Origin of the sequence: Rhodanobacter sp. Root627, from assembly GCF_001427835.1 — a bacterium.
In the GTDB taxonomy this organism is placed as follows: Bacteria; Pseudomonadota; Gammaproteobacteria; order Xanthomonadales; family Rhodanobacteraceae; genus Rhodanobacter; species Rhodanobacter ginsenosidimutans.
Genome location: NZ_LMGW01000001.1, coordinates 836,710 through 862,412, shown reverse-complemented (window position 1 = coordinate 862,412; position 25,703 = coordinate 836,710). Strand labels below are relative to the sequence as shown.

The 25,703-nt window shown below is 65.5% G+C and carries 23 protein-coding genes; 11 read left to right on the top strand and 12 right to left on the bottom strand.

From position 1 onward, the window contains the following. Positions 1-52 precede the first annotated feature (52 nt). Both ASD68_RS04095 and ASD68_RS04090 read right to left on the bottom strand, forming a co-directional pair. Complete coding sequence (locus ASD68_RS04095; RefSeq protein ID WP_056603723.1) at positions 53-937, bottom strand: ribonuclease H-like domain-containing protein; 885 nt, start codon at positions 935-937, stop codon at positions 53-55. Next, positions 934-3,357 carry a DEAD/DEAH box helicase gene (locus ASD68_RS04090; RefSeq protein ID WP_056603720.1) on the bottom strand — a complete coding sequence of 808 codons (2,424 nt, stop codon included), beginning with the start codon at positions 3,355-3,357 and terminating at the stop codon, positions 934-936. Before ASD68_RS04090 ends, ASD68_RS04095 begins: the two co-directional genes overlap by 4 nt. 142 nt (positions 3,358-3,499) lie before the next feature. On the opposite strand from ASD68_RS04090, the gene lexA reads away from it, so the two are divergent. The 4 genes from lexA to ASD68_RS04070 are packed head-to-tail and all read left to right on the top strand — an operon-like array spanning position 3,500 to position 9,302. Continuing rightward, a complete protein-coding gene (gene lexA, locus ASD68_RS04085) occupies positions 3,500-4,120 on the top strand; it encodes a transcriptional repressor LexA (protein ID WP_056603715.1) in 621 nt (206 codons plus the stop codon). Beyond that, positions 4,120-4,743 carry a translesion DNA synthesis-associated protein ImuA gene (gene imuA / locus ASD68_RS04080; RefSeq protein ID WP_056603713.1) on the top strand — a complete coding sequence of 208 codons (624 nt, stop codon included), beginning with the start codon at positions 4,120-4,122 and terminating at the stop codon, positions 4,741-4,743. The genes lexA and imuA overlap by 1 nt, the downstream gene beginning before the upstream one ends. 12 nt (positions 4,744-4,755) lie before the next feature. Beyond that, positions 4,756-6,225: a DNA polymerase Y family protein gene (locus ASD68_RS04075; RefSeq protein WP_056603710.1), complete on the top strand. Its 1,470-nt coding sequence runs from the start codon at positions 4,756-4,758 to the stop codon at positions 6,223-6,225. Next, entirely contained in the window at positions 6,222-9,302 is a 3,081-nt protein-coding gene (locus ASD68_RS04070) for an error-prone DNA polymerase (protein WP_056603706.1), read from the top strand. The genes ASD68_RS04075 and ASD68_RS04070 overlap by 4 nt, the downstream gene beginning before the upstream one ends. A gap of 91 nt (positions 9,303-9,393) precedes the next feature. On the opposite strand, the gene ASD68_RS16760 is transcribed toward ASD68_RS04070, so the two are convergent. Genes ASD68_RS16760 through ASD68_RS16505 form a run of 3 tightly spaced genes read right to left on the bottom strand, consistent with a single transcriptional unit; the run spans position 9,394 to position 10,438 of the window. Further along, positions 9,394-9,543 carry a hypothetical protein gene (locus ASD68_RS16760; protein WP_156458326.1) on the bottom strand — a complete coding sequence of 50 codons (150 nt, stop codon included), beginning with the start codon at positions 9,541-9,543 and terminating at the stop codon, positions 9,394-9,396. Positions 9,544-9,580: 37 nt separating this feature from the next. Further along, entirely contained in the window at positions 9,581-10,270 is a 690-nt protein-coding gene (locus ASD68_RS04065) for a UdgX family uracil-DNA binding protein (RefSeq protein WP_056603703.1), read from the bottom strand. A gap of 15 nt (positions 10,271-10,285) precedes the next feature. Then, entirely contained in the window at positions 10,286-10,438 is a 153-nt protein-coding gene (locus ASD68_RS16505) for a DUF3309 family protein (protein ID WP_200945348.1), read from the bottom strand. Positions 10,439-10,608: 170 nt separating this feature from the next. Between ASD68_RS16505 and ASD68_RS04060 the strand changes: the two genes are divergently transcribed. After that, positions 10,609-11,169 (top strand): type 1 glutamine amidotransferase domain-containing protein, encoded by a 561-nt coding sequence (locus ASD68_RS04060; RefSeq protein WP_056603700.1) that lies wholly within the window; start codon positions 10,609-10,611, stop codon positions 11,167-11,169. Between the two features lie 363 nt (positions 11,170-11,532). Here ASD68_RS04060 and ligD read toward each other — a convergent pair whose 3' ends face one another. Next, positions 11,533-14,100: a DNA ligase D gene (ligD, locus tag ASD68_RS04055; RefSeq protein WP_056603697.1), complete on the bottom strand. Its 2,568-nt coding sequence runs from the start codon at positions 14,098-14,100 to the stop codon at positions 11,533-11,535. 47 nt (positions 14,101-14,147) lie between these two features. Further along, positions 14,148-15,155, bottom strand: a complete 1,008-nt coding sequence (locus tag ASD68_RS04050) for an SDR family oxidoreductase (RefSeq protein ID WP_056079043.1) — start codon at positions 15,153-15,155, stop codon at positions 14,148-14,150. A gap of 131 nt (positions 15,156-15,286) precedes the next feature. Between ASD68_RS04050 and ASD68_RS04045 the strand changes: the two genes are divergently transcribed. Beyond that, complete coding sequence (locus ASD68_RS04045; protein ID WP_056603693.1) at positions 15,287-16,228, top strand: Ku protein; 942 nt, start codon at positions 15,287-15,289, stop codon at positions 16,226-16,228. A 10-nt stretch (positions 16,229-16,238) separates the two neighbouring features. Here ASD68_RS04045 and ASD68_RS04040 read toward each other — a convergent pair whose 3' ends face one another. Then, positions 16,239-16,457 (bottom strand): hypothetical protein, encoded by a 219-nt coding sequence (locus tag ASD68_RS04040; RefSeq protein ID WP_056603691.1) that lies wholly within the window; start codon positions 16,455-16,457, stop codon positions 16,239-16,241. Positions 16,458-16,681: 224 nt separating this feature from the next. Between ASD68_RS04040 and ASD68_RS04035 the strand changes: the two genes are divergently transcribed. Next, entirely contained in the window at positions 16,682-17,521 is an 840-nt protein-coding gene (locus ASD68_RS04035) for an autotransporter outer membrane beta-barrel domain-containing protein (protein WP_235578626.1), read from the top strand. Between the two features lie 136 nt (positions 17,522-17,657). Here the strand turns inward: ASD68_RS04035 and ASD68_RS16500 are convergent, their stop codons facing one another. The 3 genes from ASD68_RS16500 to ASD68_RS04025 all read right to left on the bottom strand — a co-directional run bounded on the left by ASD68_RS16500 (position 17,658) and on the right by ASD68_RS04025 (position 19,455). Then, positions 17,658-17,834, bottom strand: coding sequence for a DUF3606 domain-containing protein (locus ASD68_RS16500; RefSeq protein WP_082520106.1), 177 nt, complete (start codon positions 17,832-17,834; stop codon positions 17,658-17,660). A 74-nt stretch (positions 17,835-17,908) separates the two neighbouring features. Continuing rightward, positions 17,909-18,778 (bottom strand): YihY/virulence factor BrkB family protein, encoded by an 870-nt coding sequence (locus ASD68_RS04030; protein WP_056603688.1) that lies wholly within the window; start codon positions 18,776-18,778, stop codon positions 17,909-17,911. Between the two features lie 224 nt (positions 18,779-19,002). After that, a complete protein-coding gene (locus ASD68_RS04025) occupies positions 19,003-19,455 on the bottom strand; it encodes a PA2169 family four-helix-bundle protein (protein ID WP_056079035.1) in 453 nt (150 codons plus the stop codon). A gap of 399 nt (positions 19,456-19,854) precedes the next feature. Between ASD68_RS04025 and ASD68_RS04020 the strand changes: the two genes are divergently transcribed. Further along, on the top strand, positions 19,855-20,742 hold the full coding sequence (locus ASD68_RS04020; RefSeq protein WP_056603685.1) for a manganese catalase family protein: 888 nt from the start codon (positions 19,855-19,857) through the stop codon (positions 20,740-20,742). A 45-nt stretch (positions 20,743-20,787) separates the two neighbouring features. Here the strand turns inward: ASD68_RS04020 and ASD68_RS04015 are convergent, their stop codons facing one another. After that, positions 20,788-21,573: a ZIP family metal transporter gene (locus ASD68_RS04015; RefSeq protein ID WP_056079027.1), complete on the bottom strand. Its 786-nt coding sequence runs from the start codon at positions 21,571-21,573 to the stop codon at positions 20,788-20,790. A gap of 306 nt (positions 21,574-21,879) precedes the next feature. Between ASD68_RS04015 and ASD68_RS04010 the strand changes: the two genes are divergently transcribed. The 3 genes from ASD68_RS04010 to ASD68_RS04000 all read left to right on the top strand — a co-directional run bounded on the left by ASD68_RS04010 (position 21,880) and on the right by ASD68_RS04000 (position 25,629). Further along, positions 21,880-22,362: a hemerythrin domain-containing protein gene (locus ASD68_RS04010; protein ID WP_056079024.1), complete on the top strand. Its 483-nt coding sequence runs from the start codon at positions 21,880-21,882 to the stop codon at positions 22,360-22,362. Between the two features lie 115 nt (positions 22,363-22,477). Next, positions 22,478-22,681, top strand: a complete 204-nt coding sequence (locus ASD68_RS04005; protein ID WP_056079021.1) for a hypothetical protein — start codon at positions 22,478-22,480, stop codon at positions 22,679-22,681. A 62-nt stretch (positions 22,682-22,743) separates the two neighbouring features. Further along, on the top strand, positions 22,744-25,629 hold the full coding sequence (locus ASD68_RS04000; RefSeq protein ID WP_235578625.1) for a PAS domain S-box protein: 2,886 nt from the start codon (positions 22,744-22,746) through the stop codon (positions 25,627-25,629). Positions 25,630-25,703: the final 74 nt, after the last annotated feature.

The following is a 25,703-nucleotide window of genomic DNA, read 5'->3' as shown; positions in this document are numbered from 1 at the left end:
TGGGGGAGGGCCGCATCGAGTTTGCCGTGAGGCGCGCGGGACACCAGCGTATTCATTGGTGCGGCAGCCGCGCCATGTACAGCAATACACCCGCCAGGCTCTTCAGGTCCTGGTTGTTGTGGGCCAGCACCCGCCGCAGGTTTCGCGCGGAGCCGCCGCGCAGGTAGGTGAGCCACGCGGCCGGGGCTTCCGAACCGGGCAGGTCATCTTCGCGCACCACGCCGAGCAGTTCGCGTTCGGCGGTAGCCAGGCGGCAGTTTTCCCATTGGCCTTTCCAGTGTCGGCGCACGGGGTGGAGCAGGTCCAGATGGCCCAGCCCGGTCAGCGGATCGGGCAGGCGCGCCAGGCGGTAGCGGGTTTTCAGCAGGGGCGAGTCGTAGCATTTGCCGTTGTAGCTGACGAGCACGGTGTCGTCGGCCAGCCAGCTGGCGAAGGTGCGCAGCATGGCGGTTTCCGCGGCCATGCTGGTGATGGTGAGCTGGCGGATGCGGAAGCGTCCGTCGTGCCAGTCGGCGGCGCCGATCATGAAGGCGCGGGTGCCGGTGCCGCCGGCCAGGCCGGTGGTCTCGGTGTCGAAATGCAGCAGGCGGCGATGGTGTATCGACTCCATGCGGGCGAAGGCCGCGTCGACGATGTCGGGCGGGGCGAGCCAGTCGACGTTGGCTTCGGTGTAGCGCAGGCCGGGGGACAGTTCGATGCCGGGAACGTCGCGGTCATTGGATGCCAGGTACGCCGGGCCACGTTTGAGCTGGGCGTGGCGTTGCAGCAGGCGGCGGAGGTCGGGGGAGAGGGTTTTGTGCGTGCTCGGCGACGTGTCCTTCGACTTCGCTGCGCTACGCTCAGGAAGAACGGTAATAGGGGAGCGAGCGGAAGCAATGGAAGACGTTTGCCCCGCATCCGCCCGCAATTGCCGCAGCTTGGTGGCCAGGGCACTCACAGCGCCACCAGCAGCGCCAGTACACGCAACGCCAGCGCCTTGGGCGTCTGGACGTCCATTTCGTCATGGTGCTCGTCGGCCGCGAGTATGGGCCCCACGCAGCCGGGACAGCCCGCGCGGCAATCGCAGCGTTCGATCAGGGTGATCGACTGGGCCACCAGATCCTCGCGGCGCTGGAATAGCGGCTCGCTCTGGCCGATGCCGCCGGGGAAGGCGTCGTACAGATAGACGGTGGGCGTGAACGGCGCATCGGGCGCCAGCGCGGTGGGTTGGCCGTCACTGCCGCGCAACTGCCCGCGACCGCTGAGGTCGGCGCTGACAAACCATGCGCCGTCGCCGCTGCCCACCGATTTCTGCAGGTCGCGCGCTTCGGCCATCACCGCCACGGTGGCCACGATATGCAGTGCGTACGCGGCGCCCAGGAAACCATCCAGCGCCTGCTGCCGATCCTCGAACGCCGAGGCCAGCACCGTCTGCGACAACTGCCACCACACGGCGGTGGTGTGCAGTTCCTGGTCGGGCAGGTTGACCGGGCCGTAGCCGATGTTTTCGTGCGTGTAGAAGCGGATTTTCTTGTAGCCGGGCACGCGGCGCACCACGTGCACTTCGCCGTGATGCGCCTGGCCGCGGCCGGCGCCAGCGCTGTCGAAGCAATCGAGCACTTTCAGCTTGGTGTAGTCGATGGCGTCGGTGTAGTAGTCGACTTCGGTGCGCGTGACGTAGGCCTTGCGGCCTTCCCAGTCCAGCCGTTCCACCTGGTAGGGCACCGACTGGATCATGTGGATGGCGCCTTCGTACAGCGTCACCGGCGCGGCCGAGTAATCGACTTCGGCGATGATGGTCTGGCGGCCGTTGGTGCGGTCCACCACCACGAAATTGCCGTCCGCCACCGCGCGCAGCGACACCGCGATGGCGGGGTAGCTGTCGGCGATCCATTCCCAGCGGTCACCCTCGCGATGCAGCACGCCTTCCTCGCCCAGCACATCCAGCCACGGCGTGGCGACCTCGTTGCCGAACATCTCCTCGCCTGCGAACGGCAACTCGAACGCGGCGCAGCGGATGTGGTCGAGCAGGATCAGCGGCTGATCGGGCTGGATGCGCGCGTGCTCGGGCGTGGCGCCCTGGAAGAATTCCGGATGCCGCACCAGGTACTGATCCAGCGGATCGGAGCTGGCCACCAGCACGCCCAGTGCGGATTGCTGGCGCCGCCCGGCACGGCCGAAGCGCTGCCACGTGGCGGCGACGGAACCGGGGTAACCGTTCAACACCACCACGTCCAGCGAGCCGATATCCACGCCCAGCTCCAGTGCCGAGGTGCTGACGATGCCGTCGACGCTGCCCGCGCGCATGTCGCGTTCGGCCGCGCGGCGCTCCTTCGGCAGGTAGCCGCCGCGGTAGGCGCGGATGCGCGGTGGCTTGCGCGGGTCGTGGTCGAACACGTCCTTGAGGTATTTGGTGAGTACCTCGACCATGCTGCGCGACTGGGCGAACACCAGCGTCTTCAGGCCCGACTTGATCGCCAGCCGCGCGATGCGGTTGGTCTGCGAACGTGCCGATGCGCGCAGGCCCAGGTCGGGATTCACCACCGGCGGATTCCACAGCAGCACGTGCTTCTCGCCGGCCGGTGCGCCGCTTTCAACAATGGCGGTGACGGCGTCCTCGATCAGCGCCTCGGCGTGTTGCTGCGGGTTGCCGATGGTGGCCGAGCACAGGATGAATTGCGGGGTGACGCCGTAGAACGCGCACACGCGTTTCAGCCGGCGGATCACATTGGCCACGTGCGAGCCGAACACGCCGCGATACGTGTGCACCTCGTCGATCACCACGTAGCGCAGGTTCTCGAAGAACTGCGCCCACTTGGTGTGATGCGGCAGGATCGCCTGGTGCAGCATGTCCGGGTTGCTGACCACGATGTCGCCATGCAGGCGGATTGCCTGGCGCGCGTCGCCGGGCGTGTCGCCGTCGAACGTGAAGGCTTTCACGCCCAGCTCGCCGGCGTTGTTCAACTCCAGCAGCTCGGCCACCTGGTCCTGCGCCAGCGCCTTGGTGGGGAACAGGTACAGCGCCTTGGCGTGCTGCTGCATCGCCGCGCTGATCACCGGCAGCGTGTAGCACAGTGACTTGCCCGACGCGGTGGGCGTGGCCACGGCCACGTGCGCGCCGGTTTGGGTGGCGGCCCAGGCCTCGGCCTGGTGGCTGTAGAGCTGGTTTACGCCGCGACTGCGCAGCGCCTGCGCCAGGGCCGGGGGAAGGTCGGGCGGCAGTGGCGCGTAGCGGCCTTCCTGCGCGGGCAGCACGAACGCGCCGGTGATGCGCGCGCCGTAGCGTTTGTTGAGCCGTTGCGCCAGCGAACGGCCATCGCCGGGGCTGCGCAGCACCAGTTCGTCGGCGGCGTGGTAACGGTCGGGCAGGGCATTCATCGGCGGATCTCGGCAAGCAGGGCGGCATGACAGCAAGGGGCGGTCTCATCCGCTGAGATCACGCAGGGCGAGACTCGGTCGAACCGCGACGTTCATCTTTCCCTTCTTCATTTTCACCACAAAAGGTGAAAAGATACCAGCCATGACCCTGCAGCTCACCGCCCGCCAATCCAACATCCTGGATTTCATCCGCGACCGCCTCGACCACACCGGCCAGGCGCCCACGCTGGAGGAGATCGGCCAGGCCATGGGCCTGGCCAACGTCAGCGCGGTGCTGAAACACGTGCGCTCGCTGGAGGCGAAAGGGCGGCTGCAGATCGAGCCGAACCGCTCGCGCGGCATCCGCCTGGTGACCTCGGCCGACCCGCTGGACGCGGACACCATGGAACTGCCGTTGGTGGGCCGTATCGCCGCCGGCGAGCCGCTGTTTTCCGATGCACGGGTGGAGCGCACGCTGCGCGTATCCAGCTGGCTGTTCCGGCTGAAGCCGGATTACCTGGTGCGCGTGGTGGGCGATTCGATGCGCGACGAAGGCATTCTGGACCAGGACATCGTGGGCGTGCACGCCACGTCGGTGGCGCGCCACGGCCAGGTGGTGGCGGCGCGGGTGGGCGGCGACCGCTTCACCATCAAGCGGCTGTACTGGCAGGACGACGTGATCCGGCTGCTGCCGAACAGCCCGGGCTATCAGCCGATCGATCCTGACCCCACCGAGGATTTCGCCATCGAAGGTCTGTTCGCAGGCCTGTTGAGGGGCAGCTGATGGGCGCCGTGGTGGCCTTGTCCACGCTGCTGGATGCCCAGCAGGTCTGGCGCGGGCGAGCGGCGCCGCTGCCGGCGGGCGAGCAGCCCACCGGTTGGGCCGCGCTCGATGATGTGCTGCCGGCTGGCGGCTGGCCTCCGGCAGCGCTGTCGGAAATCCTGCTGCCCGCCGATGGCGTGGGCGAGCTGCGGCTGGTGCTGCCCAGCCTGGCGCGCCTCACCCAGGGCGGGCGGACGGTGGTGATCGTGGCGCCGCCCTACCTGCCGTGCGTGGCCGGCTGGCAGCAGCAGGGTGTGGACATGCGCCGCGTGGACATCGTCGCCGCGGGCGACAACGACGTGGCCTGGGCGATGGAGCAATGCCTGCGCTCGGGCAGTTGCGCGGCGGTGCTGGCGTGGCCGCGCCAGGCTGACGACCGCACGCTGCGGCGACTGCAGGTGGCGGCGGATCACGGCCAGGCGCTGGCGTTCGCCTTCCGCGATCGCAAGCACCTGCCGCACGCGTCGCCGGCGGCCCTGCGGCTGGAGCTGGAAGCTGCGCCCCGCGCCCAGGTGTGGGTGCGCAAATGCCGTGGCGGGTCGGTGCCGGCACAGCCGGTGCCGCTCGGCCGCGCCCTGCATTGATGGTCGGCCGGTATGTTGTGGGCCTGCATCGTGCTGCCGCACCTGGCGCTGGACGGCGTCCTTCGTCGTAACCCCCAGACCGGGCCGCTGGTGCTGGTGAGCGGCCCGGTCAACGCGCGCAGCATCGTGTCCGCCAATCGCGAGGCGCGCGAGGCGGGCCTGCACGTGGGTCAGCGGTTGAGTGCCGCGCAGGCCCTGCTGACCCGTTTCGATGCCGTGCCATACGACCGCAATGCGGTGGATCGCTGGCACCATTTCCTTGCGGCCGTGGCGTATCGCTACAGCTCCGAGGTCAGCCTGCTGCCGCATGCGATCGTGCTTGAGGTAAGCCGCAGCATGGGCCTGTTCGGTCCCTGGCCACGGCTGGAGGCGATGCTGCGCGCGGATCTTGCCGCGCTGGGTTTTCGCCACCGCATCACCGCTGCGCCCACGCCGCACGCCGCGTATGTGCTGGCCGGCGTCAGCGACGGGCAGGCGGTGCTGACGTCCGATGCCATGCGCCGCGCGCTGCAAGGCGTGCCTATCGCCAAGAGCCGCCTGCCGGCGCTGGCGGCCGAAGCCTTGCCCGGCATGGGCATCCGCAGCCTGGGGCAATTGCTGGCGCTGCCGCGCGATGGCCTGCGCCGACGTTTCGGCACCGAACTGCTGGAGGCACTCGATCGGCTGACCGGCGATCTGCCCGCGGGGCTCGATGCCTATCGTCCGCCCGACGTTTTCGACCTGCGCATCGAGTTGATGCACGAGGTGGAAAACATCGCCTCGCTGGTGTTCCCCCTGCGTCGCATGACCGGCGATCTGGCCGCCTATCTGGCGGGGCGCGATGGTGGCGTGCAGCGGTTCACGCTGCGGCTGGAACATCGTGACGGCAGGGTTACCGAGGTGCCGGTGGGCCTGCTCACGCCGGAGCGCGAACCTGGCATGCTGTTTGAACTGGCGCGCGGGCGGCTGGATCAGGTGCAACTGCCCGAGCCGGTGCTGGCGATGCGGCTGGTGGCACGCGAACTGCCGCCGTTCGTGCCAGCCGGCCGCGACCTGTTCGACGACCGTCCTGCCAACGCGCTGCCGATCGATCAGTTGCGCGAACGCCTGCGCGCACGGCTGGGCGATCGCGCCGTGCATCAACTGGACAGCACCACCGATCCGCGGCCTGAGCGGGCGCAGTCGATTGCGGGAAATCCCTGTAGGAGCGGCTTCAGCCGCGACGCTTCTCAATCTGCCTCGGCTTCAAAAGCGTCGCGGCTGAAGCCGCTCCTACAGGGGATTGGACCACGCCCCACCTGGCTGCTCGGTCGCCCCATTCCCTTGCGCGGCACCGAGCCACGCATCCTGGCCGGCCCCGAGCGGCTGGAAACCGGCTGGTGGGATGGCGGCGAGGTGTGTCGCGATTACTACGTGGTGGAGACGTCGCTGGGCCAGTACGCGTGGGCGTTCTGCGCGCCGGGCGAGCAGGCAGGCTGGATGCTGCAGGGCTGGTTCGCATGACGGATTACGCCGAGCTGCATTGCCTGTCCGATTTCTCCTTCGGCCGCGGCGCTTCGAAGGCCGGCGAGTTGTTCGAGCGCGCCAAGGCCTGTGGTTACCACGCGCTGGCGATCACCGACGAATGCTCGCTGGCCGGCATCGTGCGCGCCTACCAGGCCTCGACCGAGCTCGACCTGAAACTGATCGTGGGCGCCGAATTCCAGCTCGAGGATGGTCCGAAGCTGGTGCTGCTGTGCGAGAACAAGCAGGGCTATGTCGAACTCTGCCGACTGATCACGCGCGGCCGCCGCGCTTCGGAAAAGGGCACGTATCGGCTCACCCGGGCAGACATGGAAAGCGGCATGCCGGGCACGCTGGCGTTGTGGATGCCCGGGCTGCAACCAGATGTCGCGCACGGCCGCTGGGTACGCGAGACCTTCGGTGACCGCGCCTGGCTGGCAGTGGAACTGCATCGCGGCCCCGACGATGCCGCCCGCCTGCGCGAACTGCAGGCGCTTGGCCACACGCTCGGAATGCCGCTGGTAGCCAGCGGCGACGTGCACATGCACGTGCGCCGACGGCTGGCCTTGCAGCACACGCTCACCGCGATCCGCCATCGCGTGCCGATCGCCGAGGCGGGCGCGCTGATCTTCCGCAATGGCGAACGACACCTGCGCCGATGCGATGTGTTGGCCGAGCTCTATCCCGATGCCCTGCTGCAGGAAAGCGTGCGCATCGCCGAGCGTTGCACCTTCCACATGAGCGAGCTGCACTACGACTATCCGGCTGAGCTGGTACCTGAAGGCCACTCGCCCAGCAGTTGGCTGCGCCATCTGGCCGAAGAAGGCATCCAGTGGCGTTGGCCGAACGGCATCAGCGCCAAGGTGCGCCAGCTGATCGACGACGAACTGGCATTGATCGCGTCGAAGGAATACGAAGCCTTTTTCCTCACCGTCCACGACATCGTCCGCTTCGCGCGCAGCAAGGAAATTCTCTGCCAGGGCCGCGGCTCGGCGGCCAACTCCGCCGTGTGTTTCGCGTTGGGCGTGACCGAGGTGGACCCGGAGGTCAACGAACTGCTGGTGGCGCGCTTCATCAGCGAAGACCGCGACGAGCCGCCCGACATCGACGTCGATTTCGAGCACGAGCGGCGCGAGGAAGTGATCCAGTACATCTACAAAAAATACGGTCGCGAGCGTGCCGCGCTGGCCGCCACCGTGATCTGCTACCGCGGCCGCAGCGCGGTGCGCGACGTGGCCAAGGCGTTGGGCCTGCCGCTGGATCAGGTCGACCAGCTCAGCGACATCTTTGCGCGCGGCTGGGGCGACAGCTCGGCGGAGGAGCGGCTGCGCGAACAGGGTTTCGATCCGGACAGCCCGATCATCCGCCGCGTGCTGAAACTCACCTACGAGCTGATCGGCATGCCGCGGCATTTGTCACAGCACGTGGGCGGCTTCGTGATTTCCAACACCTCGCTGAGCGAGATGGTGCCCGTGGAAAACGCGGCGATGGTTGATCGCACCGTGATCCAGTGGGAGAAGGATGACTTGGATTACATGAGCATGCTGAAGGTCGACTGCCTGGCGCTGGGCATGCTGACCTGCCTGCGCAAATGCTTCGGCTTGCTGGAAAGCGAGCATGGCGTCGTCAAGACCATCGCCACCATCGAGCCAGACGACGCGGCAACCTACGCCATGATCCAGCGCGCCGATACCGTCGGCGTGTTCCAGATCGAAAGCCGGGCGCAGATGGCGATGCTGCCGCGGCATCGGCCGGCGACTTTCTACGACCTGGTGATCCAGGTGGCGATCGTGCGGCCCGGCCCGATCCAGGGCGACATGGTGCATCCGTACCTGCGGCGGCGGAATGGCGAGGAAACCGTCGACTATCCATCGCCGCAATTCAAGAAGGTGTTGCAACGCACGCTCGGCGTGCCGCTGTTCCAGGAGCAGGTGATGCAACTGGCCATCGTGGCGGCCGACTTCACCCATAGCGAGGCCGACAAGCTGCGCCGCTCGATGGCTGCATGGAAACGCCACGGCGGGCTGGAACCGCATCGCGACAAGCTGATGCGGGGCATGCTGAAAAACGGTTACACGGCGGAATTCGCCGCCCGCATCTTCGAGCAGATCAAGGGTTTCGGCTCCTACGGATTCCCCGAATCGCACGCAGCCAGTTTCGCCAACCTGGTCTATGCCTCGTGCTGGCTGAAATGCCATTACCCGGCGGCGTTTGCCTGCGCCTTGCTCAATTCGCTGCCGATGGGTTTCTACGCGCCCAGCCAGATCGTGCAGGACGTGCGGCGCCACCGCATCGCAGTACATCCGGTGGATGTGCGTTTCAGCGACTGGGATTGCACGCTGGAGCCCGATCCACATGGCAACACCCGCACCCGCGCCATCCGCCTGGGCCTGCGCATGGTGCGTGGATGCTCCGAAAAGGCCGCGCTGCGGTTGATGGACGCGCGTGCTCAGCGGCCTTTTACCGACATCACCGACCTGTGTTCGCGGGCCGGTCTCGATCGTCGTCACCAGGAACTGCTGGCCGATGCGGCGGCCCTGCGAGGGCTGGCCGGCCATCGCCATCGAGCGCGCTGGGCCGTGGCCGGGGTCGAACCGCAACTGCCGTTGTTCGGCAACGCAAGTCCGACCGAGCAAGCCGTGATCCTGCCATTGCCCACGCAGGCCGAAGACACGCTGGCGGACTACGCACGCACCGGCCTCAGTCTGGGCGTGCATCCGCTGCGGCAGATCCGCAGTCGATTGAATGCCGCACGCTGCATCGATGGAAAGGCACTACGCAGGCAACCCCACAACAGCCGTGTGCGCGTGGCCGGCCTGGTGACATCACGCCAGCAACCGCAAACCGCCAGCGGCATCATCTTCGTGACGCTGGAGGACGAGCATGGGCTGATCAACGTAGTGATATGGCGTCATGTGGCTGAAGCCCAGCGACTGCCGCTGCTGCAGGCACGGTTGCTAGCGGTGGAAGGGCAGTGGGAGCAGGTGGATGGCGTCAGCCACCTGATCGCGCACCGGCTCAAGGATCTCACCCCGCTGCTCGGTGCACTGGATACGCGCTCACGGGATTTCCATTAGGCGCAGGGTGCCCCGTTTGTTGCAGGAGCGCACTCTGTGCGCAAATGCTTTTGGTGACGTGACGACGAGCGATCGCGCACAGGGTGCGCTCCTACAAGGGTTTGGACGATTCAGTCGGCGAGCTGCTGTCCTCGGGATGGGTATCCTGGCCGGTGACGCTGCGATAGAAGCCGATCGCCAGGATCGTGACCAGGGCGGCCATCAGCACGATAAGCCCTATCCATCGGCGGCGCTTTTTCATGACAGCCTCCTGCTGCGCTTGTGGATCAGGTCGAACATCACGCCATGTCCGCCAGCACGGCGACCACGTCACGCAGGTCGGCCACCAGTTCCGCGTAAGCCTGATGGCGCTGGTCGGGTTTGGGCATGCGCAGCACCGCGGAAGGGTGCCAGGTCGCCATGCCGCGTACCTCTTCGCCCAGTTCGCGCCATTGCCCGCGCTCGCGGGTGATGCGAAAGGCATCGCCGAACAGTGTCTGGGCCGCCATCGCGCCCAGCCCGATCACCACCCGCGGCTGCACCCGCAGCAGTTCGGCTGCCAGCCACATGCGGCACGCGGCCTGTTCGGAGGCGTTGGCGCGCTTGTGCAATTTGGTGTTGCCACGCATTTCGTATTTGAAATGCTTGACGGTATTGGTGAGGTAAAGCGTGTCGCGATCCAGCCCGGCTTCGTCCAGGGCGCGATCGAGCAAATGTCCGGCCGGCCCCACGAACGGTTTGCCCGATTGATCCTCCTGCAGGCCTGGCTGTTCGCCAATCAACATCGCCTTGGCGGAGGCGGGCCCTTCGCCGAATACGGTCTGGGTGGCGTTGCGCCACAGCGGGCAGGCACGACAGGTTTTCGCCTTGCGGCGCAACGTCACCAGCTTGCCCGTGGGGATCTCCGCCACGGGCTTGGCCAAGGGAAGGTGCCGGGCGTTTCCTGCAGTGCCTGCGGCACGCCCGGACACCACGGTGGCGGCCTTCATTGGCGCATCCGCCGGTCAGAAAACGCCAAGCAGCAACAACACGATGACAATGATCACGATGATGCCCAACCCGCCCATCGGGCGATAACCCCACGAGCGGCTGTACGGCCAGGTGGGCAACGCGGCAATCAGCAAAATGATCAGCACGATGATCAGCAGAAGTGACATCGACATGGCAGCGTCCTTGAGTGATGAGCGAATGATGCGGGTGCAGGCGTGGCGCCTGTCACGGCATGCACCATGGCAAGCCCCTCGTGCATGCCCCGTCAAAGAAACTTGACGCGACGTCCATGCGAAAAGGCCGAAGCTGCGCGTTCTCCCCACCCCGGAAAAACGCCATGACCGAATCCGAAAAACTCAGCGGCCGCCGTGTTGCCGTACTCGCCACCGATGGCTTCGAGCAATCCGAACTGACCGAACCCAAACGCCTGCTGGAAGTGGCCGGCGCCCATGTCGACGTGATCGCGCCGGGCGGCGCCACGCAGATCAAGGGCTGGGACAATAAGAACTGGGGCGACTCGGTGAACGTGAATGTGGCGCTGAAGGACGCACGGCCGGAAAACTACGACGCGCTGGTATTGCCCGGCGGCGTGATGAACCCGGACAAGCTGCGGCTGGAACCCGATGCGATTGCCTTCATCGTCCGGTTTGGTGAATCAGGCAAACCGATCGCCGCGATCTGCCATGGGCCATGGACGCTGATCGACGCGGGCCTGGTGAAGGGGCGCAAGCTCACCTCGTGGCCGTCGCTGCGCAAGGATCTGGAAAACGCCGGCGCTCAATGGGAAGACAGCGAAGTGGTGCGCGACGGCCAGCTGATCACGAGCCGCAAACCGCAGGACATTCCCGCGTTTTCGGGTGCGGTCATGGCGGCGCTGGAAGAGGTGGGTGGCGTGTAGATCGTTCCTGGCGATGGATTGCCCTTCGACTTCGCTTCGCTACGCTCAGGGTGATCGGTGGAGTGTGAGGCGCTGATGCTTCACCACCGATCACCCTGAGCGTAGGCCCGCAGGGCCGAAGTCGAAGGGCGCCCTCGAACCTCCCGTCAAGCACACTTACTTGGGCTGATCGGGTTTGCTCTCCGGCACATTCTGCGACTCGTGCGGCGTATCTGCGTCGGGCATTTGCGCGGGATCGTGCTTCGGTCTTGGCTGCGGCTCGGGATAGCCCGAGGTACCTGGTGGTTGTTTTGGTCGATCCGTATCCGGCATGAGCTGCTCCGTTCAGTGGCGGGGGTTTGAATGGACGTCCATATCGGTAGATCAGGCGAGGCGCTTCATCACGTTGTCCAGGTTCTGTTGCACATCGTCGATGCCTTTCCACGGGTCCGAGCGCAGTCGCGCCAGCCGTTTGGGCGTGGAATGGATATCGAAATCGTGGCCACTTTTCAGCTTGCCCAACTCGTTCCAGCGCAGCGGCACGGCTACCGGCGCACCGGCACGGGCGCGTAGCGAATACGAGGCCACGCTGGTGGCGCCGCGGCTGTTTCGCAGGTAGTCCACGTAGATCTTGCCGTTGCGCTGCGACTTGGTGGCGGTGGCCACGAAATCCAGCGGATGCGCCTGCGCCAGGGTGGAGGCGAATGCCTGCGCAAAGCCTTTCACCATCGGCCAGGGGCAGCCGGGGTTGAGCGGCACCACCACGTGCAGGCCTTTGCCGCCGGTGGTGCGCAGGAACGATTCCAGGCCCAGCTGCGTCAGCAGCTTGCGCACCAGTCGGGCGGCGGCCACCACGCGCTCCCACGCCACGTTGTCGCCGGGATCCAGGTCGAACACCACGCGGTTGGCCTTGTCGGGATTCTCCACGGTCGAGCCCCAGGGATGGAATTCCAGCACGCCGAACTGCACCAGCTCGATGACCGAGCTGGCATCCAGTGGATAGATGTACACGGCCTGCGCGCCCGACTCCTCTTTCAGCTTGGCGCTGCCCACATGCTTCAGGCCCTGCATCAGGTGCTTCTGGAAAAAGCAGGCCTTGCCCGCGCCCTCGGGGCAGCGGATCACCGACGTGGGGCGATCGATCACGCCGGGCAGGAACCACTTCATGACCGCCAGGTAATAGTCGGCCACATCCTGCTTGGTGATGCTGCCTTCGGCGAACACCACCCGATCGGGATGGCTGATGGTGATATCCGCCGGCTTGGTGGCGTTGGTGCGCGGTTTGGCCTTGGCGGCTTTCTTCGTCGCCTTGCCCTTGGCCTTGCCGGTGGCGCGGTCGGAATCAAGCAGGTCGGCGGGGCTTTTGTCGGTGCGCATGGTTTTCAGGCTCGGTTGACGCAGCAGGTTCTGGTTGCCGATGCCGCGGTAATACACCTCGGCGACAGCGGTCGGCTTGATCCAGCGCGCGTTGCGCAGCAGCGGGTCCACGCCGGCGAGCGCCACCGTGGGCTTCGGGCTGCCTTTTTCGTCCATGGTCTTGCTCAGCGCGCGCAGCTGCTCGTCGGAAAAGCCGCTGCCCACGCGGCCGGCATAGATCCAGCCCGAGGGCGTGTCGGGATCGGGCCGGGCCAGCAGCAACGAGCCGAAACCGCTACGACTGCCCTTGGGTGGCGTGTATCCCACCACGGCGAACTCGTCGCTTTCCAGCCGCTTCACCTTGATCCAGTCGTCGCCCCGGCCCGGGTGATACGTGGACTGCACGCGCTTGCAGATGATGCCTTCCAGTTGCTGCTCGCTGGCCATCTTGAACGCCTGCTCGCCGTTGCCGATGGCATGCGTGCTGAAGGCGAGGTGGCGTGGCGCGTGTGCCGTCAGTTGTTGCAGCAGATCCTTGCGATCGAGCAGGGCGACGCGCGACAGGTCGAAGCCCTCGAAGTAGGGCATGTCGAACAGCATGTAGACCAGCGGCGATTGCATCTCGCCGGAGAGGGTTTTCTGCAGCGCGTTGAAATCGCTGCGCCCCTGCGCATCCAGCGCCACCAGCTCGCCATCCAGTTGCGCCGATTGCAGTCCCAGCAACTCCAGCGCCTGCACGATGTCGGGCAGCTTGTCGTTCCAGGGCAGGGCATTGCGCGACCACAGCTTCACCTCGCCATCGGCAATCGCCGTGAGAATGCGGTAGCCGTCCCACTTCACTTCGTGCAGCCAGTCGTCACCGGCCGGCGCCGTGTCGCGCAGACGCGCCAGTTCGGGTTTGAAGAAATCGTTGCTGGCCTTGGCCTTGCGCGCGCCATCCAGGCCGGCGGCGATGTTAACCAGGCGGGCGCGCGGTATCTTTTTCGTGCCCTTGGGAATGGCCTTCTTGCGCGCCGTGGATTTCCTGGCGACGGCCCTGGTGGCGGGGGTTTTCGCGGCGGCTTTGGTGCTGGCGATCATCTTCTTGTCCAGTAGATCGTCCGCCTCCACGTCGCCCGCGAAGGCATCCCTGGCCTTGATCAGGAACCACGCCGGTTGGCGCTCCTTGCGGCCGCTGCGCACCAGGTGCCAGCCACCCTTGAGCCGCTTGCCGAACAGCTCGAAACGCAGGTGGCCTTTTTGTATCTGCGCTTCGGCGTCGCCTTCGGTGGTCCACACACCCAAGTCGAACTGGTCGACATGGCCTTTGCCATAGCCGTGCTCGATGTCGCCCTCGAACGTGGCATAGGCCACCGGATGATCTTCCACCTCCACCGCCAGGCGCTTCACCTCCGGGTCGTAGCTGGGGCCCTTGGGCACCGCCCAGCTTTTCAGCACGTCGCCCACCTGCAGCCGGAAATCGAAATGGCGGCGGCTGGCGTGATGCAGCTGCACCACGAACAGCGAGCGCCGCTCCAGCGCCACCGCCGCGTCCGGCGCGGGTTCGCGGGTCTTGCTGAAGTCGCGCTTGCGGCGGTATTCCTGCAGTTCGGTCATCGTGCCTGTCCGGCGAGTGGTCGCGTATAACGGCGACGGTGTGGTGGTCAGCCGGTGGGCCCGCCCATCACCGGAATCACCGCGCCGGAGATGTAGCTGGCGCACGAGGGCGCGGCCAGGAACACGTAGGCGGGAGCCAGTTCCTCCGGCTGGGCGGGGCGCCCCATCGGGTTGTGCTTGCCGAAATCCTTCACCTTCTCCGCGGGTTTGTCGGCGGGATTCAACGGCGTCCACACCGGGCCCGGCGCCACCGCGTTCACGCGGATGCCGCGCGACACCAGGTTGGACGCCAGTGCCTTGGTGAACGCATGGATGCCGCCCTTGGTCATCGAGTAATCCAGCAACTTGCTGCTGCCGAACAGGCCGGTTTCCGATCCGGTGTTGATGATCGAATCGCCGCTGCCCAGGTGCGGGGACGCGGCGCGCGCCATGTAGAAATAGCCGTACAGGTTGGTGCGCAGGGTCTGGTCCAGATGCTCGTCGGTGACGTCCTCGATGGATTCGGCGTGCTGCTGGAACGCGGCGTTGTTGACCAGGATCGACAGCTTGCCGAACGCCTTCACCGTTTTCTCCACCGCGCTCTTGCAGAACTTTGCGTCCCTCACGTCGCCACGGATCAGCAGGCAGCGCTGGCCTTCCGCCTCCACGTAATCGCGGGTTTCGGCGGCATCTTCGTCCTCGCACAGATACACCACGGCCACGTCGGCACCCTCGCGGGCAAACAGCACGGCCACGGCGCGACCGATACCCGAGTCGCCCCCGGTGACGATGGCGGTCATGCCGGTCAGCTTGCCGCTGCCGGCATAGGTGGGGGCGGTGAATTGGGGCCGCGGGTCCAGATCCTTTTCGCTGCCGGGCTTGCTTTGATGCTGCTTCGGCAACGGGTTTTCCGGCTTCTTGCGCTCGGCGGTTTGTGGTGCACTTTTTTTGGCGGCTTTTGCCGATTTGGCAGGCTTGTCCTGGTCCCTGCGTTCCACGCCGCGCTGGATATCCCGCGCTTTCTCCGCGGTCTTGCGGGTACGGGCTTTATGCGGGGTGTTCTTGCTGGTGGCCATGGTGAAACCCGTGCGGTGGCAGGACGTTCGACGCTATCCAGCGCCACGTTGATCCGGGGTGAAAACTTGACAGCCCCTCCACGGGTCAATGGCCATAGTCGGTTGGCGAATCCCTCGCCGGAGCACACACCATGGCGCGTCCCATCTGGACCGGAACCCTCTCCTTCGGATTGCTCAACGTGCCCGTCTCGCTGATGTCGGGCGAGCGCAGCGTGGATCTGCATTTCCGCATGCTGGACAACCGCAGCAACACACCGGTGCGCTACGAGCGCGTCAACGCGGAAACCGGCGAGGAGGTGCCGTGGAAGGAAATCGTCAAGGCGTTCGAATACGAAAAAGGCAGCTATGTGGTGCTGGAGCCGGACGACATCAAATCGGCATCCTCCGAAGGACGCGAGGCAGTGGAGGTGAAGACTTTCGTCGATGCCGGTTCGATCGGGCCGGAGTATTTCGAGAAGCCGTACATCCTGGTGCCCGGCAAGAAGGCCGAGAAGGGCTACGTGCTGCTGCGCGAGACACTCAAGCGCACCGGCAAGATCGGCATCGCGCGGGTGGTGATTCGCACCCGCGAATATCTTTCGGCCGTTATGCCGCGCGACAACGGCCTGCTGCTGATGCTGCTGCGCTACCCGCAGGAGCTGGTCGACGCCAGCGACTACAAGATTCCCGAGGGCGACGTGTCGGACTACCGCATCACGTCCAAGGAAATGGAAATGGCCGAGCAGTTGATCGATTCGATGAGCGACGAGTGGACGCCCGGCGATTACCGCGACGAATTCCGTGAGCGCCTGCGCGCGGTGATCGAGAAGCGTATGAAATCCAAGGGCGTGGTCACACCGCCGACCGAGGATGAAGGTGAGGCACCCGAGAACGCCAGCACCAACGTGGTCGACTTCATGGCTTTGCTGCAGAAAAGCCTGGAAACGAAGCACCGCACGCCGGCCAGCAAGGCGCCAGGAAAGAAGACGGCCGAAAAGAAGGTGCCGCGCAAGGCGGCGGCCAAGAAGTCGGCCAGCAAGAAGAAGCCAGCGGTAAAGAAGGCCAAAAAAACCACGCGTCGCAAATCGGCCTGAGCGCTGACGCTTATGGCGTCAGTCGCCGGATGCCAGCGCGCAGGGGGCGCTCGGGCAGGTCAGGGTTGTGCGGTTCGACGGGTGGAAGCTCGGGTTCCGGCGGCGTCTGTGCCGGTTCACCCGGTCGGGTGGGATCGGTTGGCGTGGGCGGGGGTGGGCCGGGCGGCACGTACTTCATGTCGCTGCCCGCGAACCGGGTCATCAGGGAGGAGCCATTGAAGATGATCATCGATTACCTCGCAGGTTGGTGCAGTGCTGAAAGCAGGGGCGTCGGCGTTTGTCGCACCGACCACCACACGATGGGCGGCACAAACGACACAGTGTCGCCATCCAGGTTTGTGCTGCGTGATGAATGAACCGCGCAGCCGTTCATTGTCGAGGCCGCCCATCAACAACGCGTACACGACGCGCTGACTAGATTGCGAACTCCCCATCCCCGGAGTCCGAAACAAGATGAATCGAGGTTTCTCCACTTGCGCGCATCGTCGCGCCCGCAGCCTGCTGTTGTTTCCGCTGGCCATGATGAGTACCGCAGCATTGGCCCAACACTCGCCAGCACTCGATCGCGCCAGTTTGTGGGTGGGTGGCTATTACACGCACATGGACACGGTGATTGGCGCCAGCGACAAGAGCGGTGACCACTACGGTTCGGTGGATCTGGAGAACGACCTCGGCTTCGACTCCCGCAAGACCACGCCACGCGCCAGGCTGGATTTCCTCATCGGCGACCACCAGGGCTTTTCGTTCGACTATTACGATGCCCGGCGTACCCGCTCCAAATCGATGACCCGCGATTTCTCCTACGGCGGCACCAACTACATCGCCTCGGCATCGGCCCGCGGCAAGCTCAATTTCAATTTCGGCAGCGCCGCCTATCGCTGGTGGATGGGCAGTGGCAACGACGTCTTCGGCATCGGCTTGGGTGCGGCCTACTACGGCGTGCATGCGAGCATCAGCGGCAAAGCGCGGCTCAACGACGAAGTAGTGCAGGCATCGAGCAGTTCCAGCGAAAACGCGTGGGCGCCGATGCTGCAGCTGGGCTGGCGGCATGCCTTTGCCAACACCATGCGCATGTACGTCGACCTCTCCGGCGTCAAGCGCAACAGCAGCCGCCTGGGCGGACATATCTACAACGCATCGGTAGGGTTTGAATGGTTTCCCTGGGAGCACGTGGGCCTGGGCGCCGAGTACGGATACAGCAGGATTTCCCTGCACCAGCATCGCGAGCACTTCAATGACGGCCTGGACATGAAATTCTCGGGTCCGTCGCTGTTTGCGCGCTTCCGGTTCTGAAGGCCGCCCCATCCGCCCTGCCGGGCACCTTCCCCGTTGCACGGGGGAAGGAAGCAGTCATACCCTCGAAACAGCAAGCTTCCTTCCCCCGCTTGCGGGGGAAGGTGCCCGATAGGGCGGAAGGGGGCGCTCCACGCTACCTGCGCAATTCACGCTCCACGTCATCGGCCATCACGCCGACCTTGTCGACGGCGGCGCGCAATTGCTGCGGCGTCACGTTCCACTTGTTGGTCCAGTACCGCACTTCGTAATCCTCGCCCACGTTCACGCGCTGGGCGTCGGCGGGCGTGCGCAGGGTCTTGTCGTCGCTCATCGTGTCATCCTCGGGGAAGGGGATGGCAGATGTTGCATACCGCCAGTGAAAACATGGTCGATGGGCTTGCAGACTCAGCCTGGCGGATGGGTGTCGTCTGTCTTGTCCGCCTGGGGTTGGGGTCTTACCGGTTCGCCGCGGGCCAGGGACAGGCCGTGGGTAAGTTCGGCACCCACCAGCACGATGGTGGCGGCGTAGTAGACCCACGTAAGCAGCACCACCAGGGCGCCGGCCGGGCCGTAGGCGCCACCCACGCTGGCGTGCTGGATATAGAGGTCGATCACGTATTTGCCCGCGATGAACAGTACTGTCGTCAACAGCGCGCCACGCCACGCGTCCGCCCAGGCGATGTGGGCATCAGGCAATACGCGGTACATCGCACCGAACGCGGCAATGAACACCAGCAGCGAGATGACCCGCTCGGCAATGATCCAGGCCAGCGAATCGGCGGGCACGAAAATGTGGATCAGGGTGCTCACCACGAATGACACGATCAGCAGGAAGGCGATACCCACCAGCAGGCTGATGGCGCGCGCCCGGGCCCACAGCCACGCCGTGATCGCCTTGCCCGGTTTCGCCTCGATATCCCAGATCGCGTTCAACGATTCCTGAAATTGCGCGAACACCACGGAGGCACTGAACAGGGTGATGCCCAGGCCGACGATGCCCGCGATATTGCCCAGCGTGGGTTGCGATTCCGCGTTCTGCAGCACCAGGGTGATGGCGCCCGCGGCCTTCTCGCCCAGCATGGAAGCGAGGCCATCGGTGAGCTGCCCCTGCCACTCCGGACGCAGCGCAGCCAGCACCCACAGCAGCAACACGATCAATGGCGCGAACGAAAGCGCGGAGTAGAACGCGATGGCCGCCGCGCGGGTCAACAGCGCATCTTCACCGACACCGCTGATGGCCTTGCGTACGGCGACGACGAATTGCGATACACGCATGAGGGTCCCTCATCAGGCAGTAGGCATGAAATCGCACATGGACAGTGAACGCGGCGTTTGCCAGCGGGGGCGTTGCGTGGGCGGGTAACGCCGGGGGGGGATTCGCCATGCCCGGAGCGGTCGCTCGACGGGTTTGTGCGATAGCCTGGTTGAAGCCGGCCTCGCGGAAAGCGTTTGGGCCCTGGGGGAGGGACGGCCAGCGGCCGTCCCTCCCGCGAGATCGATCAGGCCGCGTGCAGCATCTTCTTCAGGTCGCGCATCTGGTCGTGACCATTGCGCACGGAAACGTAGACGTCACTGATGGCGGACATCGCCGGTGGCGACAATTCGTTGTCGTTCATGGCGTCCTCGAACTTGTGCTTGATGTGGTCCTCGCCGCGTTCCACTTCGTCGACAACGGCGGTGTTGTCCGCTGAAGTGACGCTGGTACGCAGGTTCACAAACATGCGGTGGGCCGATGCGAGCACGGTGCCATCGTCCTTGGGCTTGCCACCCAGCGATCGCACGCATTGCTGCAGGGTCGAGGCGGCCAGGCGGCGTTCGCCGGCGCGCCCCTGGAACAGCGAGACGAGCTGCGTGCTCTTGGCGTCCTTCGCCGCTTCGGCATAGCCTTCGGCGCTATCCAGGGTGGTTTCGACGAGGCTGTTCAACACCTTGATGTCGTGATCATTGTTCATGTGTTGCTCTCCTTTGTGCCAGGCGTCGGGCGCCTGCCGGGTTGGGGCGAGGGGGAGTCGCCGTGCCGGATCAGTAGACAAGCGCACGCGTGACGACGATGGCTAGGCAATGTTCAACACCTGTCATGTCGTTGGGCGCGGTTGATTACGGTTCATGACACGTACTTTTGACGGGCCATTGATGCTGGATGGGCAAGGCTGGCGATCCTCCCAATGCATCCACCTCGACATGGATGTCGGCGAGCTTCGCCGACAGTTCCCGGGACCTTCCAGTACGGCCGGTGATCGGTCGGGTCCCTTCGTCGACATGGCCGGCGCCTGCCGGCAGCACGTGACCGGTCACTCATGGATGAACAGGCAACGATGTAATTCGAGGCCCACCTGCCACAGGAGAGCTCCATGTTCGCCCACAACAAGCGTTTGCAATATTCCGTTCGCGTTTCCGAGTGCAACCCCGGCCTCGCGAACCTGATGCTGGAACAATTCGGTGGCCCGCAAGGCGAACTCGCCGCTGCGATGCGCTACTTCACCCAGGCTCTTGCCGAGGACGATGCAGGGCGCAAGGACATGCTGCTGGACATCGCCACCGAGGAACTGAGCCACCTGGAGATCATCGGCACGATCGTGGCCATGCTCAACAAGGGCGCCAAGGGCAAGCTGGCCGAAGCTGTCGAGGAGGAAGCCGAACTGTTCCGCTCGCTGCAAGGAGCCGGCAACGATTCGCATGTCACCCAGGTGTTGTACGGCGGCGGGCCGGCGCTCACCAATTCAGGCGGCCAGCTGTGGACTGCCGGTTACATCGACAGCATCGGTGAACCCACTGCCGACCTTCGCTCCAACATCGCCGCCGAGGCGCGCGCCAAGATCGTCTACGAGCGCCTTATCAACGTCACCGCCGACCCGGGAGTGAAGGAGGCGCTGGGGTTTCTGATGACGCGGGAAATGTCGCATCAGAAATCGTTCGAGAAGGCGCTGTACTCGATCGAGCCGAACTTCCCGCCGGGCAAGCTGCCGGGGATGCCTGAATTCGCCAGTGTCTACGTGAACACCTCCCAGGGCGAAGGCGACATGCGCGGCTCCTGGAACAGCGACGACAACTTCGACTACCTCAGCGATCGCGAGCGGTTCCTGGCGATGGATGGCGGCAGCGGCCTGCCCGAAGTCACGCTTGCCGCGGAGGAGCAGAAGGCGCTCAACCGGATGGCCAAGCGCACCACGTCCGATCCCAAGGCCGACCCGCGTACCGGTGTCGATCTGGGATCCGCCAAAAAGACCAAACGCAAGTAAATCGACCACCTGCCCGGGCCGCGAACCGGCCCGGGCGCGGCAGCATCAACCGAAGGCCGTATCCAGCATCATCATCATCACGAAACCGACCATCAGGCCGCCAGTGGCGAAATTCTCGTGACCCTGGCGGTGTGACTCGGGGATGATTTCGTGGCTCACCACGAACAGCATCGCACCGGCGGCGAAGCCCAGGCCGACCGGCAGCAGCAGCGGGAAATCGACCACCACGCCGGCGCCTATCACCGCACCCACCGGTTCGATCAGGCCTGAGGCCATGCCCACCATCACCGAATAGCCGCGCGCATAGCCGGCGGCCATCAGCGCCACCGCCACCACCAGCCCTTCGGGTATGTCCTGGATCGCGATGCCGGTGGCCAGCGCCAGGCCGTGTGCCGTATCGGTGCCGGCAAAGCCCACGCCGATGGCCAGGCCCTCGGGCAGGTTGTGCAGGCAGATGGCGAACACGAACAGCCACGCGCGCTTGATCCGCTGCGAGGAAAGCCCCTCCGGGCCCTTGATGAAATGCTCGTGCGGCACGACGCGGTCCAGCAACAGCAGCAGCGACGCGCCGACCAGGATCGACGCCGCCACGATGCCGCCCGCATGCCACGGCCCGGCGCCATGGCTTTGCGCCGCGTGGATGCCGGGCAGGGCCAGCGAGAATGCGCTGGCCGCCAGCATCACGCCGGCGCCGAAACCGAACATGGTGTCCTGCGTGCGTTGCGCGATGGTGCGCGCGAACAGCGCAGGCAAGGTGCCTGCCGCCGTGGCCGCCGCCGCCACGCAGCCGCTCAGAAATGCCGCAAGTACCGGGGAGAGGGAGGGAATCACGCCTGGCCAGTTTGCGCCGGAGGCGCCGGCGGGGGCAATGGGTTGTGCATGCGGGTTCCCCTTTGGAACGTTGGAGCGCGCGCAAGCATGGCGCCGGGGGAATCGCCGGCGCGTGAATGTGTACGGCGACACCTCGGCCAATCATCAGGAACCGGAGGCAACCATGGGAGAGCAGCCACACCCCCTTCGGCAGGCTGGAGATTTTGTTCTCCCGTTCGCAGCCCGCTTCGGCGCGGTTGTGATTGACGCGGCTTTGATCCGGCGTAAGGGAACCTCATGGCTCCCACCACCTCACCAGGACACGTTATGGATGCCATCAAACTGCTCACCCAGGATCATCAGGCCGTTCGCACCCTGCTGAGCGAACTGGCCGAGACGACGACGCGCGCGGTGAAGAAGCGCGGCGAACTTCTATCGCAGATCGCCACGCAGCTGAAGGCGCACACCACCATCGAGGAAGAGATTTTCTATCCCGCATTCAAGGCGGCGGGCGAAAAGTCCGACGATGCCAAGATGTACTTCGAGGCGATGGAGGAACACCGCGCCGCCGGCGATCTGGTGTTGCCTGACCTGCAAGGTACCGCTCCGGACAGCGAGAAATTCTCCGGTCGTGCCAAGGTGCTCAAGGAACTGGTCGAACACCACGCCGACGAGGAAGAGAAGGAGATGTTCAAGCGCGCGAAGAAACTGATGAGCGCAGCGGAACTGAAGACCCTGGGTGAGCAGATGGAAACGCGCAAGGCCGAGCTGCTGAAGCAGTTCAAGAGCGAAGCGAAAGCGGCGGCATAGACGGCCGAAACGGGGGGCGCCCCCGGCGGGCGGCCCTGAATACCGGGCTGCGCTAGACGGAGCAAGTCATGAATGCACAACGCATCCCATCAAGCCACATGCAAGGTGCGCAATCGTGACGCCGCTGGATCGACCGCTGAAGCGTTCGCTTGCCGTGGGTGACGCGGCGTATACGCTCACCATCGACCCGCAGGGGCTGAAGCTGGTGGAAAAGGGCCGCCGCAAAGGACTGGAGCTGTACTGGTCCGACCTGGTGAATGGCGATGCGGCGCTGGCGGCTGCACTCAACGCCGCCGCAGCCGCAACGCCTTCGCCCTGATACCAGGCGAGGCCGACGCGGCGCCGGTTATCATCCAGCCATCGTGATTCCGGAGACCAGTCGTGACGGGGAAACAGGCATCAACGCAGGGCTGCACCGGCCCGCAACCGCCGTCACGTTGTGAACTGGGCCATTCGTTGCTGGAGGCGATGCCGGGCGCCGCCTTCGCCTGCGACCTTGCCGGCACCGTCATCGATTGCAATGCGCATGCACGCGCATTGTGGGGCGACGCCATGTGCGAGGGCGCCGCGGGGGAGGGTTTCTTTCCATCGCAGCCTGATGCGCCACCCGCCGAGAGCCCGATGGCGTGCGTGCGACGCCAGCAACAGCCGCTGCGTGACGTCGAGGCCTTGATTCAACCCGCGGACGGCCCGCCGCGCCGCGCCATCGCGAGCGTGGTTCCACTGGTCAATGACGATGGCGCGCTGTGGGGCGTGGTCAACAGTTTCCAGATGGTGGACGTCGAGAACGGTAAGGCCTCGGTCGGGATCGGCATGATTCCCCACGCCGATCAGGCGGGTGGCCGCAGCCATGATTTCAGCGCCGCCGCGCGCCAACGCGACCAGCTGTGGCGCAGCGTGCTGCGGGCGTTGCCCGTGGCCATCTACATGACCGATGCCGAAGGCCGGGTCACGTTCTTCAACGATGCCGCCGTCCACTTCGTGGGGCGCGCGCCGAAGCTGGGTGAGCCGTGGTCGATCAGTTGGAAACTGTTCCATCTCGATGGTCGGCCGATGCCGCACAGCGAAGGCCCGATGGCCACCGCGCTGCGCGAGGCGCGGCCGCTGCACGGCGAGGAGGCGATCACCGAACAGCCCGGCGGCCTGCGCCTGGCGTTCAAGGCTTATCCCACGCCGTTGTTCGACGAGGCCGGCCAGCTGGTCGGCGCCGTCAACCTGATGGTGGATATCACCGAGCACCGCAAGATCGAGCAGGCCCTGCAGGATTTGAACAACACGTTGGAGAAACGCGTGGTCCACCGCACCAACACGGTGGAGAAGATGTTCATGAAACTGCACCGCAGCGAAAGCCATTTCGAGCTGCTGGTGAAAAACGCCACCGACTACGCCGTCTATCTGCTCGACCCCGACGGCAACGTCATCAGCTGGAACGAAGGCGCCGAACGCGTCAAGGGTTACACCGCGGCGGAGATCATGGGCCGGCATTTCTCGACCTTCTACACGCCGGAGGATCGCGACAAAGGCCTGCCCTTGGCCGCACTTGCGGCGGCACGACGCAACGGCACTTTCGGCGCCGAGGGCTGGCGCGTGCGCAAGGACGGCAGCCGCTTCTGGGCTAGCGTGGTGATCCACACCACCATCGACGAAGGCAAGCTGGTCGGCTTCGTGAAGATCACCCGCGACATCACCGAACGGCGCGAGCACGAACTGGCCCTGATCGAAAGCGAGCAACAGGCGCGCGGGGTGATCGACACCGCACTGGACGGCTTTGCGCAACTGGACGAGTCCGGTCGTATCACCGAATGGAACCCGCGCGCCGAAAGCCTTTTCGGCTGGGATCGGCTGGAGGTACTGGGCCGTGACTTCGTCGAGCTGGCCATCGCGACCAAGGATCGCGAACGCTTCCTGCAAGCCCTTCCCACGGTGACCGGCGCCACGCTGCAGCACGGTGCCGACGACCAGTTCGAGGCCGTGCACCGTGGCGGCAGGACCTTCACCGTGGAGTTCCGGATCAGCGCGCTGCGGCTCAGCAGCGGTGACTGGTTCAACATCTTCATCCGCGACCTCAGCGAGAAGATCCTGGTCGAGTCGCAACTGCGGCAGGCGCAGAAGATGGACGCCATCGGCCAGCTCACCAGTGGTATCGCGCACGACTTCAACAACCTGTTGCAAGGCATCATCGGTGCGCTGGAGTTGGTCGAGATGCGCGTGCGCGACAACGACGACGAGCGCCTCGGCCGCTTCATCAACGGCGCGCTGACCTCGGCCAACCGGGCCGCCGCGCTGACCCACCGCATGCTGGCCTTCTCGCGGCGGCAGCCGCTGGACCCGCGGCGCGTGCAGGCCAACCCGCTAATCGCCTCGATGGAGGAGTTCCTGCGCCGCACGATGGGCGAACACATCCGCATCGAACTGGACCTGGCCGCCGACCTGTGGGCCACGCTGTGCGACCCCAACCAGCTGGAGAACGCGCTGCTCAACCTCGCCATCAACGCGCGCGACGCCATGCCCGATGGCGGCTTGCTGACGGTGCGCACGCGCAACGTCGAAGTCGATCAACTGCGTGCCCGCACCTGGCAGGTCGGCGACCGCGGCCAGTACGTGGGCATCGAGGTTTCCGACACCGGTACCGGCATGCCGGCGGATGTGGCCGGACGCGCGTTCGATCCGTTCTTCACCACCAAGCCGAGCGGCAAGGGCACCGGGCTGGGCTTGTCGATGGTCTACGGTTTCGCGCGCCAGTCCAACGGCCACTGCGAGCTGGACAGCCATATCGACCAGGGCACGCGCATCACGCTCTACCTGCCGCGCACGACCGATGACGAGACCACCACGTCAGCGCCGGCAGCGGACGCGACGCATCCGGAAGGCAGTGGCGAGGTGGTGCTGGTGGTGGAGGACGAGGAGATGGTTCGCCTGCTGGTGGTCGAAGTACTGCACCAGCTCGGCTACCAGGCGCTCGAAGCCGTCGATGCGGAAGCGGCCATGCGGATCATCGACACCAGCCAGCCGATCGACCTGCTGGTGTCGGATATCGGCCTGCCGGGCATGAATGGCCGCGCGATGGCGGGGATGGCGCGCCAGCAGCGGCCCGGCCTCAAGGTCCTGTTGATGACAGGTTACGCCTCGGAAGCAGCAGTGCCCGACGGCTTCCTGGAGCCGGGCATGCAACTGATCACCAAGCCGTTCACCGTCGAACTGCTGGCACGGCGCATCGGCGACATGATCGGCGGCAGCGTGCAGGCAGGTGCGGTGGAAAAGGCCTGAGATGCGCAGAACGGGGAGGGGCGCGGTAACTGCCGGGCGCCACCCTTCGCATTCCCTCCCGCTGGTCGGGCCGA